The 15,572-nt window shown below is 70.4% G+C and carries 15 protein-coding genes and 1 pseudogene; 5 read left to right on the top strand and 11 right to left on the bottom strand.

What is annotated here, in order from left to right:
- Nucleotide 1 precedes the first annotated feature (1 nt).
- The 6 genes and pseudogenes from AB0B41_RS01650 to AB0B41_RS01625 all read right to left on the bottom strand — a co-directional run.
- Complete coding sequence (locus tag AB0B41_RS01650) at nt 2-574, bottom strand: sugar transferase (RefSeq protein WP_358197738.1); 573 nt, start codon at nt 572-574, stop codon at nt 2-4.
- Entirely contained in the window at nt 571-708 is a 138-nt protein-coding gene (locus AB0B41_RS01645) for a hypothetical protein (protein WP_358197736.1), read from the bottom strand. Before AB0B41_RS01645 ends, AB0B41_RS01650 begins: the two co-directional genes overlap by 4 nt.
- 315 nt (nt 709-1,023) lie before the next feature.
- A complete protein-coding gene (locus AB0B41_RS01640) occupies nt 1,024-1,527 on the bottom strand; it encodes a hypothetical protein (protein ID WP_358197734.1) in 504 nt (167 codons plus the stop codon).
- 146 nt (nt 1,528-1,673) lie between these two features.
- On the bottom strand, nt 1,674-2,141 hold the full coding sequence (locus tag AB0B41_RS01635; protein ID WP_358197732.1) for a hypothetical protein: 468 nt from the start codon (nt 2,139-2,141) through the stop codon (nt 1,674-1,676).
- Between the two features lie 90 nt (nt 2,142-2,231).
- On the bottom strand, nt 2,232-3,005 hold the full coding sequence (locus tag AB0B41_RS01630) for a hypothetical protein (RefSeq protein ID WP_358197730.1): 774 nt from the start codon (nt 3,003-3,005) through the stop codon (nt 2,232-2,234).
- A 62-nt stretch (nt 3,006-3,067) separates the two neighbouring features.
- Nucleotides 3,068-3,439 (bottom strand): annotated as a pseudogene (locus AB0B41_RS01625) (sugar transferase); the annotation flags it as partial.
- 109 nt (nt 3,440-3,548) lie between these two features.
- On the opposite strand from AB0B41_RS01625, the gene AB0B41_RS01620 reads away from it, so the two are divergent.
- From AB0B41_RS01620 to AB0B41_RS01605, 4 genes are all read left to right on the top strand, one after another.
- Nucleotides 3,549-3,968, top strand: coding sequence for a UDP binding domain-containing protein (locus AB0B41_RS01620; protein WP_358197728.1), 420 nt, complete (start codon nt 3,549-3,551; stop codon nt 3,966-3,968).
- Nucleotides 3,969-4,069: 101 nt separating this feature from the next.
- Nucleotides 4,070-4,609, top strand: coding sequence for a hypothetical protein (locus AB0B41_RS01615; protein WP_358197726.1), 540 nt, complete (start codon nt 4,070-4,072; stop codon nt 4,607-4,609).
- A gap of 252 nt (nt 4,610-4,861) precedes the next feature.
- On the top strand, nt 4,862-5,524 hold the full coding sequence (locus AB0B41_RS01610) for a hypothetical protein (RefSeq protein WP_358197724.1): 663 nt from the start codon (nt 4,862-4,864) through the stop codon (nt 5,522-5,524).
- The gene (locus AB0B41_RS01605) at nt 5,524-9,105 is read left to right on the top strand and encodes a tetratricopeptide repeat protein (protein WP_358197722.1); all 3,582 of its coding nucleotides are present in this window, start codon (nt 5,524-5,526) and stop codon (nt 9,103-9,105) included. The genes AB0B41_RS01610 and AB0B41_RS01605 overlap by 1 nt, the downstream gene beginning before the upstream one ends.
- A gap of 276 nt (nt 9,106-9,381) precedes the next feature.
- Here the strand turns inward: AB0B41_RS01605 and AB0B41_RS01600 are convergent, their stop codons facing one another.
- The 5 genes from AB0B41_RS01600 to AB0B41_RS01580 form a co-directional block, all read right to left on the bottom strand.
- Entirely contained in the window at nt 9,382-11,379 is a 1,998-nt protein-coding gene (locus AB0B41_RS01600; RefSeq protein WP_358197720.1) for a TIR domain-containing protein, read from the bottom strand.
- Nucleotides 11,380-11,841: 462 nt separating this feature from the next.
- Nucleotides 11,842-12,249: a hypothetical protein gene (locus AB0B41_RS01595; protein WP_358197718.1), complete on the bottom strand. Its 408-nt coding sequence runs from the start codon at nt 12,247-12,249 to the stop codon at nt 11,842-11,844.
- Between the two features lie 262 nt (nt 12,250-12,511).
- Nucleotides 12,512-13,396, bottom strand: a complete 885-nt coding sequence (locus tag AB0B41_RS01590) for a TIR domain-containing protein (protein ID WP_358197715.1) — start codon at nt 13,394-13,396, stop codon at nt 12,512-12,514.
- A gap of 252 nt (nt 13,397-13,648) precedes the next feature.
- A complete protein-coding gene (locus AB0B41_RS01585) occupies nt 13,649-13,915 on the bottom strand; it encodes a carboxypeptidase-like regulatory domain-containing protein (RefSeq protein ID WP_358197713.1) in 267 nt (88 codons plus the stop codon).
- 7 nt (nt 13,916-13,922) lie between these two features.
- The gene (locus AB0B41_RS01580) at nt 13,923-15,020 is read right to left on the bottom strand and encodes a trypsin-like peptidase domain-containing protein (RefSeq protein ID WP_358197711.1); all 1,098 of its coding nucleotides are present in this window, start codon (nt 15,018-15,020) and stop codon (nt 13,923-13,925) included.
- Nucleotides 15,021-15,381: 361 nt separating this feature from the next.
- Here AB0B41_RS01580 and AB0B41_RS01575 point away from each other — a divergent pair, with 361 nt between their 5' ends.
- Nucleotides 15,382-15,552 (top strand): hypothetical protein, encoded by a 171-nt coding sequence (locus tag AB0B41_RS01575; protein ID WP_358197709.1) that lies wholly within the window; start codon nt 15,382-15,384, stop codon nt 15,550-15,552.
- The last annotated feature ends 20 nt before the right edge of the window (nt 15,553-15,572 follow it).

Raw genomic sequence — 15,572 nt, 5'->3', positions numbered from 1 at the left:
GTCAGTACGCCCCGTCGCCCCGCACCACGGTCCCGACCGTCCGCACCAGGATCTTCAGGTCGAGGGCGGGGGACCAGGTGTCGACGTAGCGTGCGTCGAGCGAGATCGACTCGTCCCACGACAGGTCGCTCCGCCCCGATACCTGCCAGAGCCCCGTCATGCCCGGCTTGACCATCAGCCGACGACGGGCGGTGGCGCAGTAGAGGTCGACCTCCCGCTGGAGCGCGGGCCTGGGGCCGACGAGCGCCATCGTGCCGCCGATGACGTTGAACAGCTGGGGGAGCTCGTCGACCGAGTACTTCCGCAGGACCGCCCCGGTCCGTGTGATCCGCGGGTCGCGGGCGATCTTGAACAGCGGCCCGGCGGCCTCATTGGCCGACCGCAGGGCGGCGAGCCGCACCTCGGCGTCGACCACCATGGTCCGGAACTTGACCATCCGGAACTGCCGCCCGTCCTGCCCGACGCGGGTCTGCCGGAAGAACACCGGCCCGCCGTCGAGCTTCACCGTGACCGCGACGGCCAGCAGCACGGGCAGGACCAGCAGCACGATCACGAGAGCCACGACCGCGTTCACCACGCCCACGCTGTCCCGGCCCGCCGCGCCGGCGGCAGCTCCAGCGCGCGGACGGCCTCCACAGGAGCCGGGCGCTGGGCGGGGACGGGAACGCTGCTGAGGTCGACGGTGAGCTCGTCGAACGCGGCGGTCATGTCGGGCTACTCCTCGTGGCTCCAGTTGCATTCCGGCCTGGCGGCGTCGGAGATGAGTAGCCCGAACGAATCTTCGACACCTACCGCGGAGCCCGTGACACCCTCTTCGAGAAATCCTGCAAGCGCCCCTCCGAGAGCCGGTGGAGACGTCGCGGCGGTCGACCGACGTTCCTGAGGGGTGAGAGATGAGGTCGGTCGGTCCGGATCGCCGTTGCCGTCGACGTCTGGCCTGCTCTCGTTGAAGGAACCCCGTCCGCACGCTTCCGGGTCTGCATGGCTCGAAGTCATCATCGGCGAAGGTGGTCGTGGCACCACTCACGGAAGAATCGAACGGCCCGAGACGTCGATGCCGGTGATGCGTCCTGCCTCCCGCGTCAGGGCGGCGAGAACGAGCGCCGGTGCTTCGCCACTGGGCGCCGCGTTCTGGACCTCGACGAGAGCGCATTCGCGGATGCGGGTGAACTCCCCTCCCGATCCCGGCGTCGGCACAGCCGGAGCCGTCGCTTCTTCCACCCACCGCACAACGACCCACAAGGGCGCGTCCGATGCCGGCGCCTCGATACCGCCGACCGCGATCCGCGCTATCTCGTCAGACAGCAGCTCACGTCCCCACTCGTCGATCGCGAGCCCCGGCGAGACCTGCACCTCGGTGCGGTCGTCGCTGAGGCCGACCTCCAGACCGGTCACGACACCCGTGCCGTGGAGCAACCGGTTGTGGAGCCAGCGCATCCTGCGGTGGTAGTCCTGCTCGGCCCGGAAGTCCTCTGGGCGCAGTAGCTGGCCCTGCACGAAGCGCACCCGCTCGATCGGCTCCGACACGGTCGCCTCCACAGGTTCGGGGGTCCTCACCAGTTCGAGCTCACTGCCCTGTAGCGAAACTCTCGTGCTCGGCCGCCGGCCGACTCCCGCAGCACCGCTGCCGCAGGCGGCCGGCCGGGGCGTTGGCCGGGCACATCCTGCGTTCTTCAATGCTTGGTGTAGATGTCTCCTCCACGGAACTCGATCCGCCCCCTCGGCGATCCGGAGAGGAAATCGACGTGGATCGAAATGACCCTACCGGAATACCAGTTCATCATTTCTGGCAACTCCTTCGTGTACCAGACCGCCTCTCCCAGGAAGCCGACCTCGTCCTGGTAGGACGGTGTGTCGCCGTTGCCGAAGTCGCGCCCGGAGTCCACCAGCCTGACGAGGTCGATGCGAGCATTCTCGTTGCATTCGGCGCGGAGTCCGAACCCGATCACTTGCTCCACGCGTTTTGACAGCCAGCCCGCTGCTGGCACCGGCAGGTGAATCCAATTGTGGGTCCCGGCCTCTTGGATGAGGATGGTGCCTATTGTGTTACGGCGGATCTCCGCCGCTGAGTTCGGCCATTCGAGTACCGCGGCTACCCCGTGAGCAGACCAAATCGCTGTGGCCTTCTTCAATGCTGTCACTGCAACCCGCCTCCTGTGAGCGGTTCCCGTCCCCGTGTGCCGATCGAGCGATGAGGCTGGATTCCTTGTGAATCGGCAACGAGCGGCTCTTCACGCCTGATCCGAGTAGGTCGGCACCATGCATCGCCAATAGATTCTGACGCCCTCGAGTGGACTTCCACTCGCATCCCTGGCTCGGAGGTTGATGTGGACGTCGTCATTGCCGCCAGGTTGGTTGGCGATTCCAACCTTGGCAGTGACGAAGCATGGAATGGAGCGAGGTGTCGCAATGACGTTGAGCGGACTCTCATAGCGAAGCACGGTGCCCCCCGCAACGACCGGCTTGTCAAGGCAATGAAATGCGTTCAAGCTGACCGCCACCAGCCCGTCCACTCCGGTGACGCTGGAACCCGCGACGTCGAGGATGAATCTCGTGGAACACGAACTACCGAAGAAGTTCTGGTTGGTGACCTTACCTTCCTCAGCAAAGTACGCCGCGATCCTCACGCTGACCCGTTCGATGCCGACGTCATCGGCGTCGGAGTCGGTGAGTATATCCCCTGGAATCGCATCCAGGTCCGACGCGAAGCGCTCCACAAGTTCATCACGGTCCACCACGGGTGCCTCCTCGATGCCTGTCGGGAGACGACAATCAACCCCCGACCAGTGGACGGTCAGCGTGGCAATCCCCGGATCGCAGGTCAACATGTTCTCTGCGGCAAATCGGCGCCGAATCGCCGAGCGGTAGATCCAGTCTAGCCGCTCACAAGCCACATCACGTTCATCACTCGGAACGCCGGTCGAGGTCCATTTGGATCTCGAGGTCCCACTCGCGCGCGACGGCGTCTCCTCAATGACGACTTCGGCGGACCGCTCGCCGGTCACGGGTCTGGAGCCCGCCTTTCCGCGCTTCCTTTTACGACCTTGCCGAGCCGACTTCAACGCGTTCAGTACGCCCCGTCGCCCCGCACGACCGTCCCGACGGTCCGGACCAGGATCTTCAGGTCGAGGGCGGGGGACCAGGTGTCGACGTAGCGTGCGTCGAGCGAGATCGACTCGTCCCACGACAGGTCGCTGCGCCCCGATACCTGCCAGAGCCCCGTCATGCCCGGCTTGACCATCAGCCGACGACGGGCGGTGGCGCAGTAGAGGTCGACCTCGCGCTGCAAAGCGGGCCGGGGCCCGACGAGCGCCATGGTGCCGCCGATGACGTTGAACAGGTGGGGGAGCTCGTCGACCGAGTACTTCCGTAGCATCGCCCCGATCCGCGTGATCCGCGGGTCGCGAGCGATCTTGACCAGCGGCCCGGCGGCCTCGTTGGCGGCCTGTGTGGCCCGACAGGGGTAACCGGTGATATTTCGGGGCCCGAGGCGAGGACTACCTTCGCTCCGTAAGGTCGACAACATCAACATGCGGCGCCGAATCCGGATGGTAGAGCTGGCGCGTGAGGTCCTGGACGGCTCGTTGTTGGGCAAGCGTGTGGCGGTGCTCGGGGCGGCATTTAAGCCGGAGAGCGACGACATCCGGGACTCACCGGCGCTGAACGTGGCCGCTCAGCTGCAGCTCCAGGGCGCGAATGTCGTGCTGACGGACCCGGCCGCGATCGAGAACTGCAAGAAGCAGTGGCCGCAGATCGACTACGCCGACACCCCGGAGGAAGCGGCCAAGGGCGCTGACGCGGTGCTGCTGCTGACCGAGTGGAAGCAGTTCCGCGAGCTGGACCCGGTGGCGTTCGGCAAGGTCGTCAGGCAGAAGCGTGTGCTCGACGGGCGCAACGCGCTCGACCGGGACAAGTGGGAAGCCGCGGGGTGGAGCTATCGGGCCCTCGGACGTCGTCATTCCGCCTGAGCTGGATGACGCCAGCGATGCCACCGAGGGGGAACAGCAGCAACGCGCCCTAGCACTCCACGACGGCTCACCCGGCCGTCGCGTCGAGTGCGGAGGCGCAGATGGCCCACCCCTCCGAGTCCTGCCGGCCCGTCCCGAGCCGTCCCCGTGACCTCGGGCGACTCGAGCCCGATCGTCGGCTGCGTTTCGCGCCCGGCGCGACCCTCGCGCGTTGGTGGCGCGAGCTGACCCTGCTAGGCGGGCTCGGCGTGCTCTGGTCCGAGTTCGGGTGGGTCGCGCCCGTCGCCGCCCTCGGAGCCGTCGCGCTGTCCTTCCTCTCCAGGCCGGCGCGCGAGCGGGTGGCGGGGGAGGTGCTCGCGCTCGTCGTGCTGCACCGGGTGCGGGTCGGGTGCGTGTGGGCCGGGTTGGAGAACCGGTCCGGCAACCTCCCTCTGCTGGTCAACGCTCGGCCGTGCGGCGAGGCTGTCGTTGTCACTGCCTTCTGCCGACTGGGGACGAGGCCTGAGGACTTCGCCGCGGCGTCCGAGGTGATCGCGGAGGCGTGCGGGGCGCTGAAGGTGATCGTCGCGCGGGACTCGCCGCGGCGGGAGCGGATGCTGATCGTGGCCGTGCGCCCGCGGTGGGGGTGGCCCGGGAGGTAGATGTCGGGCGATCGCCCGACACCGCGCCCGTCGGACGTCTGTCCACACTCTTTCTGCGGATCGCGAGGGGTTGGGGTCCTCCCCGCCCGTAGGACGGAGTGCGCGGCAAGGCGAACGGTCGGCGCGGGCGGCGCGGTGGACGCCCCGGACACCTGCGGGGAGGCGTCCGTGAACGTGCACGAGCGAGAGCGGGAACCGGAACGGTGGTGCCGATGCCTCCTGTGTCGCATCGGCGACGAGGAGGCGGTCGCGGTGCTGCGGGGGTGCGGGGCGAGCGGGCCGGGCTGGGACGGGGTGGCCGAGCACCTCGCCCGCTACGCCCTGGCCACCCTGCACCAGCAGTTCCTGCGGCACACCCTGGTCACGGAGGCCAACGTCCACCGCAGGCGCGCCGGGCTGCACCCGTTGTGGCTCACGCCGGAGGACGGGGAGATGCTCCGCACCGACGGCGCCCAGCGGACAGAGCTGTTCGACGCCACCGTGGCGCACGCGCTGGCCCGCTTCAAGCGGCACGACGTCGTCGGCGGGCGGTGGCGGCCCGGCGGGCGGGCCGTGCCCGGCTACCTCGTGACCCGGTGCTACTTCGTCCTCGGTGAGCAGCTCACGGCCTGGCGTCGCGGGCGCGACCGGGCCGCGCTGACCTTGGCCGCCGAGGTGCAGAAGGCGCGCGAGCAGGCCCGGCTCACCGAGGTCGACCTCGTCGACGCCCTGCGCGACCAACCCACCGGTCGTCTCGACCCGCTCCTGCGCACCATGCCGGACACCCTGCGCGCTGCCGTCGACCACCGGCTCGCCCACGACGGGGCCGGCTGGGCCGACGCGGCACGCGCGCTGCAGGTCAGCCCCAAGGTCATCGAGAACCAGCTGTACCGCTGGAAGCGGCGGTACGGCCGGCGCAGCAAAGGGGAGAGCTGATGAACGCGTTCGACACCCCCGGTCAGGAGGGCGATGATCGCGTGTTCCCGATCCGGCCGCCGGAGGACGGGGCGTGGGCGGAACGCCACGTCGAGGAGCTGGCCGCGGCCCTCCCCGCCGCGGACGTCGCCGACGTCATGCGGCGCCTCCGCGCCCTCGACGTCCAGGAGGACCTCGACGAGGTCGCCCCGGCCGGGGCCGGGGCCGGCGCCGACTGGCAGCGCGAGCTCGGCGCGCTGCTGGAGTGGACCGGGCGGGACGAGGAGTGGCTGCGCCGCGCGCTCACGGCGAGCGGGCAGGTCGACGAGCCGGTGCACCGGCTGCTGAGCGGCGACGTCACCGTCCGCGTCGGGCTGGCCGAGCGGGTCGTCACCCTGCTCGGCGGGAAATGGGAGGACGACGGCTACCGCGCGCTCTTCGAGGCGGCCCGCGCCGAGAGCACGGGGGAGCCGGGGCCCGCGCGCACGCGGCAGCTCTCCGGGCTCACCGGCGCCGACCCGGTGACCGTCGCGGCCGAGATCGTGCCGCCCGTCGAGGAGCTCCCGGTCCTGCACGGGCGCGGCGAGCTCGTCGACGAGCTGCTGGCCCAGGCGTGGCCGCTCGGCGGGCCGGCGCTCGTCCTGGTCGGCGAGGCCGGTCTCGGCAAGACGACCACGGCCCGCGCGGTGGCCGCGCGCCTCGGCGGGAGCAACCGCGCGATCTGCGTGACCGCCCACGACCTCGACGACGTCTGCGACGGGCTGCGCCGGGTCGCCCGCCTCCTCGGCGCGCCCACCCGCCGGCTCGACCTCGCCCTGCGGCCCGTCGACCCGGCCGTGCGGGCCGAGGCGCTCTGGACCCTGCTCGACGACGCCGACGACCCCTGGGTGGTCCTGCTCGACGACGCCGGACCGGACGCGGTGGGCCACCCGGCCTGGGCCCGGCGCAGCCCCGCCGGAACGGTGCTGGTGACCTCCCGGCACGGCGACGCCGAGAGCTGGGGTGAGCACGTCGTCGTCCACCGTGTGCGGGGGCTCGACCCGCGGTCGGGAGCGAGGATCGTCCTCGATCGGCTCCCCACGCCCGCCCGCAGCGGTTGGGCAGAGCCGGCGCAGCGCCTGTCCTCGCTGCTCGGGGGCCTGCCGCTGGCCCTGCGGGGTGCGGGCGAGGCCGCGGCGTCGGGTGGCACCGCGCGGTTGGAGGAGATGCTCGCCGACCTGGACCTGGGTGCGCTGCCGGGCGGCGACGCCGTCGCGGCCACCTTCGAGGTCTGCCTCGACGCGGTGCCGGGCGGAATCCGGGACCGGGCCGAGGGCCTGCTCGGGGTGCTCGCCCGGTTCCACCCGGACGAGCCCCTGCCCGCGGCCGTCGTGCCCGGGGACCCCGAGGCGCTCGACGCGCTCGTGCGGGTGGGCCTGCTCGACCGTCGTCAGGCGGCCGACGGAACCACCGTGGTGCAGCTGCACCACGGGTTCGCGGAACTGGCCCGCCGGAACGCGCCGTCGCGGTCGCACGCCCACGCCGTCGTCGCGCTGACGGTTGCCGCGGAGGCGCTCGACCCCGGGCTGCCGGGGGACTGGCCTGCGGCGATGCGCCTGCACCCGCACACCGAGGAGCTGCTCGACACGCTGCCGCCCGACGCATCCGACTCTGCGCATGCTGCTGTACTCACCCTCGTCGACAGGGTGGCCGGGCGACTCATCCGTGCGGACGGGAGCCCGCTCGCCCTGGCGCTGCTCGACCAGGCTCTCGCCCTCAGCGAGACCCTCGGCGACGACCATCCCGCTCGGCTCGACGCGCGGCAGACGCGGGCTTGGTCGGTCGCGGCCGTCGAGGACGACCTCGCGCGGGCGGAGGTGCTGATCCGCCGGGTGGTCGCGGCCAAGGTCCGGGTACACGGGCGCGGGCACGCCTCGACGCTCTCGGCCCGGGACCTCCTCGGCTGGGTGCTCGCGGAGCAGCGCGAGCTCGACGCGGCCGCGCGCCGGCTGATCGGGGTGCTCGTGGAGCGGACCGAGCTGCTCGGCCCCCTCCACCGCGACACGCTCGCCACGCGCCACCGGCTGGCCTGGGTGACGGGCATGGCCGGCAACCCGGTCGAGGCGGAGGAGGAGCTGCGCGCGCTCGTGCGGCTGCGGGAGGAGCTGCACGGCACCCGCGCGCACCTCGACGTGCACAACTCGTGCTACCGGCTCGGCTGCCTGCTGGCGCAGGACGCGTTCGGCCCGGCCGGCTTGGAGGAGGCTCACGCGCTGTTCGCCTCGCTCCGCAACGAGTTGGAGGAAACCCTCGGCGCGACGCATTCGATGACGTTGATGGTCCGGGTGCGGGAGGCCTGGGTCGCGATGCGGCAGCTGCGCTTCGACGAAGCCGTCGACGCCTACTCCGACCTTCTCACCGACCAGGAGAAGGTGCTCGGGGTCGACCATCCCCGCACGCTGCGCACCCGGCACACCCTCGCCCGGCTCACCCTGGCGCTCGGCGACGCGCGCAAGGCCGAGGAGGACCTGCGGGGGGTGGTGCGGACGCGGCGGACTGCGCTCGGCCCGGACCACCCGCACACCATGGACAGCCGTCACTATCGTGCGTGGGCGCTGCTCCGCGACGGGCGTGTCCGGGCTGCGGACCGCGAACTCCGGGCGTTGCTCGCGGACCGGCGGCGCGTGATGGGCGAGGACGACAGGGCCACGATCAGCACCCGTTACCTGCTGGCCCGGGTGGTGACCCAGCGAGGCCACCTCACCGACGCTCGGCAGCGCTTCGCCGAACTCGAGCCACACGCGACTGCCCTGTTCGGCCGACAGGACCGGCTCGTCCTGGAGATCCGACACGGAGCCGCCGTCGTCGAGGCGCTCCGCGGACGGCTCGGCTTCGCAGAAGCAGCATTGCGGGACGTCCACACGGTGCGGGACCGGGTGTTCGGTCATGACGATCCGGACACCCTGGCCACGCGCGAACAGCTCGTGTGGCTCGCGGGTACGGCGGGGCGGGTCGACGAGGCTCTCGCCGACTGCGACGCGGTGCTCGCGGACACCGTGCGGGTCCTCGGCGAACGCCATCCGCGCGCACTCGCGCTGGTGCACAAGCGGATCTGGTTGCTGGGCCTCGCGGGACGTCGCGGCGAGGCGTTCGCCGAACGGCATCGCTTCGCCGAGCTCCTCCGGGACACCGGAGTCGGCGCCGGCACGGACCGCGCACGGTGCGCAACCGTGACCGCCTGGCTGCTGAGACTCGACGGGAAGCTCGACGAGGCCGAGCGCGAGTCACAGGCCGCCGTCGAGCTGCAGACCAGCATCATCGGGCCGCACGAGGTCGACACCATGCGCAGCCTCGACGCACTCGGCCTCGTCTATCTCCAGCAACAGCGGCTGCGAGCTGCGGAGACGGTGTTTCGTGACGTTCTCGACCGACGCGTCCGCGAACTGGGGGCCGATCACCTCGACACCCTCGTCGCAAGGGAACACCTCGCCCGGGTCCTCGTCCGCCGCGGAGAGCGCGAGTCAGCCGCCGCCGAGCTGGCGCGAGTCCGGGCAGGCGTACGCGGGGTGGACCCGGAACACCCGCTTGTGAGGAGGTTGCCGCAGGTGGGGTGGGGGAGGTGAGGGGGCCCGCGGCTGCGTGCTCAGCGAGGAGATCGGGAGCGGGCGGTTCGGTCCGAAGCCGGGGTCGCCCTCCACCATCTGATCAACGACACCCTGCTGTAGTGGAAGGTGCCGTCGGCGGGTGTGACGAGCCTGATCGACACCTACTTCCCCACGACGAATTGGCACGCCGCTGGCACGGGCACTCGACGGCAGTCTCGGCCTGTACCCGGCTCAGTACGGCGAACTGCGGCGCGGCACGGGATGCCGACCTGCTCCTGGCGGCGTCGAACCCGATCACCCCACCAACACGGCCCACGGCGAGATTTCCCATTCCCACACCGGCGTAGCGCGCCCCGGCTCCCACACCCTGACCACGTGGTCCCCGCCGCCTTGACTGATCACCCGACCCCCGTCCGTCCAGCCGACGATCTGCGACCCCCAGAACTCCTGCGCGCTGGCCCAGGACTGGGCGGGCGTGCCGCCGTCGAGGGCGTAGGTGAGCACGTGCGTCTCGTCGGAGGAGGCGATCGAGCCGGAGGACGGGGACCAGACGACGTTCGGCTCGTAGGTGTCCCGCGTCAGGAACTGGTCGACGAGTTCGCCGCTGCCCGCGTCGAAGAGCCGGGCGATGTCCCCACCCGACGTGACGATCCGCCGTCCGTCCGGCGACCACGCGACGTCCACCGCATAGGCGGTCTGCCCGGCGAACACCCTGGCAGTGGCGGGATCGGCGTCCCGCCGGATCGTCACCAGCCGAGGGGCCTCGTAGAAGGTGACCGCGAGGCGCTGCCCGTCCGGCGACCAGCTCAGCGCGGTCGCGGCGCTTTTGTGCGGGAACTCGTGCACAGCACCGAGCCCCTGCCGCGAGAGGTCGACGACGATCGCGCCGTCGTAGTAGAGGCAGGCCACCGCCAGGGCGTCGGAGGTCGGTGACCAGGCGATCGTCTCCGTGCCCGTGATGAACAGCGGCTGAGAGCCGACGAGGCGCCCGGAGTCCGCGTCCCACACCCGCAGGGCGCCCGCGTCGTCGACGGCGGCGAGCAGCGCGCCGTCGGGTGACCAGGTGAGCTCGTTGACCCGGAAGGTGCCCTGGAAGCCGGGGAGCCTGCGCACCTCCGCGAGATCCGCCGCGGCCCGGACGACGACGGAGCCGTCGTCACCGCCGACGGCCAGGAACCGTCCGTCGGGGGACCACACCAGACGGTCCGCGGGGGCCTCGCCCGCCGGGTACTCGTACGTCGCCTCGGTGACACCGGTTGTCGCGTTCCAGACGTGGAGGGCCGATGAGGCCCACAGCCCGCCCCGGACCAGCGCTGCGACGCGGCGGCCGTCGGCGGAGGCCGCCACGTGGTCGAGCCGCCCGACGTCGCCCGCCACCTCTTTCGCGAGGCGCAGACCGAACGGGAACAGCAGTGCGACGACGATCGCGGTCACCACGATCCGCCGCCACCGCCGCGTCCGGGGCGGGGGGCGGACGGAGTCGGTCGTGTAGGGATGGAAGGCCGCCTCGAAGCGGGGGATGAGCTCGGTCCGGACCGAGTGGGCGTCGGTCACGGCGACGGCGTGGCGGTAGGTCAGCTCGCGGAGGGTGTCCGGCAGCTCCACAGGGCCGGGGAGTGCGGCCCCGTCGACCAGGACCGGGACGACGTCGAGCGCGGCGCCGAGCGCCGTCTCGACCTCGAGGCGGACCGGGTCGTCCGGCGCCTCGAGGCGGAGTCTGCCGAACTCGTCCGTGACCCGCGTCCAGCTCCTGCCGATGATCACGAAAGCGGCATCGCACCGGGCGATGACGCGCGCGATCTCCCGCCGGAAGTCTCGGCCGGGGTGGATCGTGTGGACGTCCATGAACACGTTCCGGGCGTGGTAGCGCTCGCTGAGCGCCGCGTAGACGGCGGCGGTGGCGGCCGCACTGTCCGAGCGGCGGTAGCTCAGGAAGATCCGCGGGCGCCGACGGAGCTGGACCAGGCTGCCGAGCCACAGCACCACCAGCGCGGTCAGGACACCGACGGCCGCGCCCATTGCCAGGCCCACCATCTCCTCGCCGCGGGACACCGCACCGAAGCCCAGCCCGAGCAGGGCGAGCATCGCCGGGTTCCACGCGAGGACCGCGGTCGGGGTGAACCGTCCCCGCAGCCAGGTGGCCTGGACGACCACGAACAGGCCCGCGCCGGCGAGGAGGAACGAGATCAGCCCCTCGGAGTCGCCGCCGGCCATGCCCTGGAAGAAGAGGTAGTAGAAGACCGCCAGGAAGACGGGGACGACCAGCAGCAGCCGTACGCGCGTCGTCAGCACGCCCGTCCTCCTTGACCAGCCACTGGTTCACGTCGTCGGCCAGCACGGCGTCCGCGCTGGAATGGCTGAGGAACACCCTTGCCACAGCACCTCCCCGGACTGGGGGAACGGCGTTCGACCGAGCGCATCGGCGGATCGACCCAGGTACGGCAACGCCATCCGTACGTCGTCGGCTGACGCCACTCGAACGAGCGTGCCGCGACCCGTTGTGATACCGCGGACACACGATCCGCAGCAGCCTCGGGACGTGCTTCTCGGACGTGCGGTCGCTCAGTCGCTCGTCACGTCGTCGAACGTCAGGAGTCGGACGCCGAAGAAGGCGATGTCGGTCCAGATCTCGGGCGGGAGGAAGCGGCTGCCGTTCGAGCGGCGCACGACCACATGCTCGTCGTTGACGGCGATGGCGTCGGCGGGACCGTCGGGGCTCTACGACGGTCGCCCACCGTGCGCCGCTCAGGAGTTCTACGAGCCCTGCTCGCGCAGAGTCACGTCGAATCCTGAACCCGAAGGCGTGAGGGCGACCGCATAGGTGGCGCCGGCATAGGCGTTCAGGGTGCCTTTCCCGCCGAGGTCCACGATCTTGCCGTTCACGAGTTGCATTGTCACGGACAGTTCGTAATCGACAGGGCCCGAAGGAGCCGTGACCGGTAGCGTGGCCGTGGGCGACGAGGTGTCGACATTGAGCGTGCCGACGTTCCTGCCCTGGGAGAAGACAGTGCAGGCTTCGGCGATCTCCACAGTGGGATCCAGGGTGTTCACGATCTGGAAACTCACGTCGGCGGGACTCGTGGATCCCGATGTCTGTGAGCCGGCTCCGCCACTGCTCGTTCCGGCACTGTTCGCGGCGATCACGACCACCACGACAACCACGAGGACTGCTGCGGCGATGAGGCCCGCCAGCAGCCCCCGACGTCGGCGGGGCGGCGGCGGAGTCGCCGGGAGAGTCGGCCCTGCGGCACCGCCGGCGCCCATGGCCGAAGCCGGGGGCGGTGGGCCGGGTGGCGGGTACTGCGGAGGCGGGGGAGGCGGCGGGTACCGGTGACTTCGCTGCTCGGCACTGCGTCCGCCGTCGGGGGGCGAGGTCTGGTCGCTCATCCTTCGCACCTTCTTCTGTGTGCCGAGTCGGGCTTCGTCAGAAATCTGGATCCTCGATGACGACCCCGAAGTCGGAGGCGTACAAGGTCCAGTCACCGTCGAACCATCTGAACTGGTGGCGTCGTGACGGATCCGGGTACCAGCCCGGAGGTGCGGCGGCCGATTCCTCGCGCGGCGTTCCGGATGGGAGGCGGGCCTGTGGTCCGGGGCCCGACGACTTGTTGTCGATCGGCCCGACGGCCCGCTCCCGCTGCAGCAGCTCCTCGACCGCCTGCCACGTCGAGTAGTAGAGATCGCGGCGCTGCCGCAGGGCCTCGAGCAACTCCAGGGCAGCGTCGTGTTCCCGAAGTCGGGCGAGCGCGACGCGAAGCATCGCGACGAGGGCGAGCTGCTCCTCCACTGTCAGGCTCTGCGCCCGGACCCGATCCGCGAGTCCCGAGAGGTAGGACACCGGGACGGGAGGTGGGCTCGGCGCGGGGTCGGGCAGAGGGGGCGCCGCCGGGAGTGCAGCCAGCGCGCCGGCGAGGTGGAAGCCGGTCAGCGGGCCGACCTGCGTGTAGTCGATGAGCTGGAGTGGCGCGAGGTCAGGCGGAAGCAGGTCTGTCATGATCGGGGCCACCAGGATCGGAAGGAGCGGCTTGCCCAGCTTCCTCGCATACTCTCTTTCCCTGGCTGCCGCTTCCGATTCGAGAAGAGCCGGCGAAACTGCGGCGATCATCAGATCGCACGCACGTATCCGAGCGAGGATCTCGTCCCACCAAGCCTGCCCACCGTCCAACTTGCGATCGATCCAGATCTGGTAGTGGAGAGCCTCCAAGCCTTGTTCGAGAGCGTGAACGGCCTCTTGGTCCGCACGCGCGTACGAGAGGAAGGCCAGACGATTCCTGATCTTCGACTGCTCGGAAGTCGCCCCCGTCGTCATCACGCCTCTCCTCGATCCGCACAGCCGCCTTTCGCGATGTTGCTGATAGCAGCTTCCCTGCTTCGGTCGAGACGTCCGCTTGGGCGCCACCGGACAGCCTCAGGCGATTCCTGTCTCGCCGATAGGGCACCTCGTCCTTCTTGGCGCGGCTGAACCGACCACGTCGTCCCCGGGCGCGGTGGGACCACGAAGCTCCCGGTGGACGGGCGATCGACGACATCCACGCGTCTGACCAGGAGCTTCGTGCGTTCGCTATCCACCGAGGCGAAGGTCGAGCCAGTTGTGCCCCGGCACGACCTCGAAGGTGGCGCGGGCCGGCGCCCGGCCTTCGGCTGCCGCCTCCATCGTGTACCGCCCTGCCACCGGCAGTCCCACCGAGAACGTCCCGTCGGGACCGCTCAGAGCGGCGATGTCGGGGACGGGGACCGGTGCGTCGACCACGTACACCCGGGCGGCGGCGACCGGGTGTCCGTCGTCGTCCCGCACGACACCGGCGACGACCGGCGTCGGTGTCGCCACGGCGCGTTCAGGCCTTCCAGTTGGCGATGTTGGTGGCCACCGGAGACGTGACGCGGGTACCGGAGTTGGTGGTCTGTCCGCCGTAGGCGTGGACGGCGACGCCGTAGCGGCTGCCGTTCACCAGCCGCCACACCGGCGCCCCGCTCTGGCCACCGGCGGTGTCGATGTCGTAGAACACCTTCCGGGGCCCGACGCTGGCCACCTTGTTGGCCTGGAACCACATCGTGCCCGCGGGCTTGTCGCCGGGGTAGCCCGCGATGTTGACCGTGCTCGCCGTGAGGTCGGCATCGTTGAGGACCTGGTAACCGAACCAACCCACGGTACTGCCGAGGTCGGTGTTGAGGATGATGGCTCCGTAGTCGAAGTTCTGGTCGCCGCTGCCGGTCCAGCCCGTCACCGAGCGGAACGAGCTGCTCGTCAGCGTCCCGTACGGCAGGCTCGTACCGTTGCGCCCGGCCATCACCTGGATGCTCTTCACCCAGCCGTCACGGCCCGGCACGCCACTGTTCTTGATGTGGACCACGTGGCCTGCGGTCAACAGGGTGTGCGGGCCGACGAACCAGCCCGTCCCGATCCACATGGAGTTGTCGGCGGCAGTGATGAGCAACGACGCGATGGCCCGCCACGGGTAGACACCGGTGTTCGTGATCTGCGTGCGGTCATCCGGCCCGTGGACGGTCTCCTCGGGCGGGGGAGGCGGGCCGAACGACGCCTCCCCGATGTCGGTGAGGTGGGAGATCGGGAGGCTGAACGCGATCTCCAGATCGTCGGAGAGCGCGACCGGCCGATGGCCGGGTACGTCTTCGATCCCGGTTCCCGCGGCCGCCTGGTACGCGTCGACGCCGGCCGACGACGGCACCGTCAACTCCTCGTCCACTTCGTCGGCAACCTCGGACTGGTTCGACACCGGGGTGTGTGGCCCCGTTGCAACCACGATCTCGTCGTCGAGAATTGACATGTCCCCTCCATTTCGTTGCAGGGTGCCGAGTAGGGTCAGGCGCTTCGTGAGAGTCGGAACGGGTGCTCCGTGATACGTGTTCGCAGGACCGCGCTGCGTCTGCGGACCGGTGCCGTGGCGGAGTGTCACGATTGTCGACGGATCCATCGCCCGAGAACGGCGGAAGACGGCTCCGAGCCTTTCGTGATCGCGAAAAGTTGCGCGATCACCAGGGCGAACGCCGGTGAGGTGCCTGGCGGGTGAGTGTCGGGTTCGTGACCGGCGAGGCGCAATACGTATATGTACGTAGGCGTTCGAACGGCTACGTCGACGTCTCCGCGGCGAATGATTCCGACGTTTCCCGAGACGCCGGGAATACGATCGACAATAGAGCCGGGTTCCTGGTCTCCGTCTTGCGGCGGTCCTTCCCGACCACGCGGAGCTGACTGCGCACCTCTCAGCACCTTCGGGCGGCCAGCCAGGTCGATAGCGACGAGCCGCGAGGAAGCGCCGCACCCGCCAGGTTTTCGTGCTCCAGGACGCCACGACCGGTGCTCGGATCGTGCTGGAGCCCGACCTGCCGGCGCACGCCTACGAGCAACTGCTCGCCTATGACCTGTCATCGGTCCGACGGGGTCCGCTCCACTACGACCGGTACTCGTCCTGGTGGCGCTCGGAGCTCGACGAGGCCGGTCTCTAGATCGGCCGGACGGCGGACCG

It is taken from the genome of Pseudonocardia sp. NPDC049154, assembly GCF_040648315.1.
Classification (GTDB): Bacteria; Actinomycetota; Actinomycetes; order Mycobacteriales; family Pseudonocardiaceae; genus Pseudonocardia.
The sequence above is the reverse complement of the archived record's forward strand: the minus strand, read 5'-3'. Positions and strand labels throughout refer to the sequence as shown.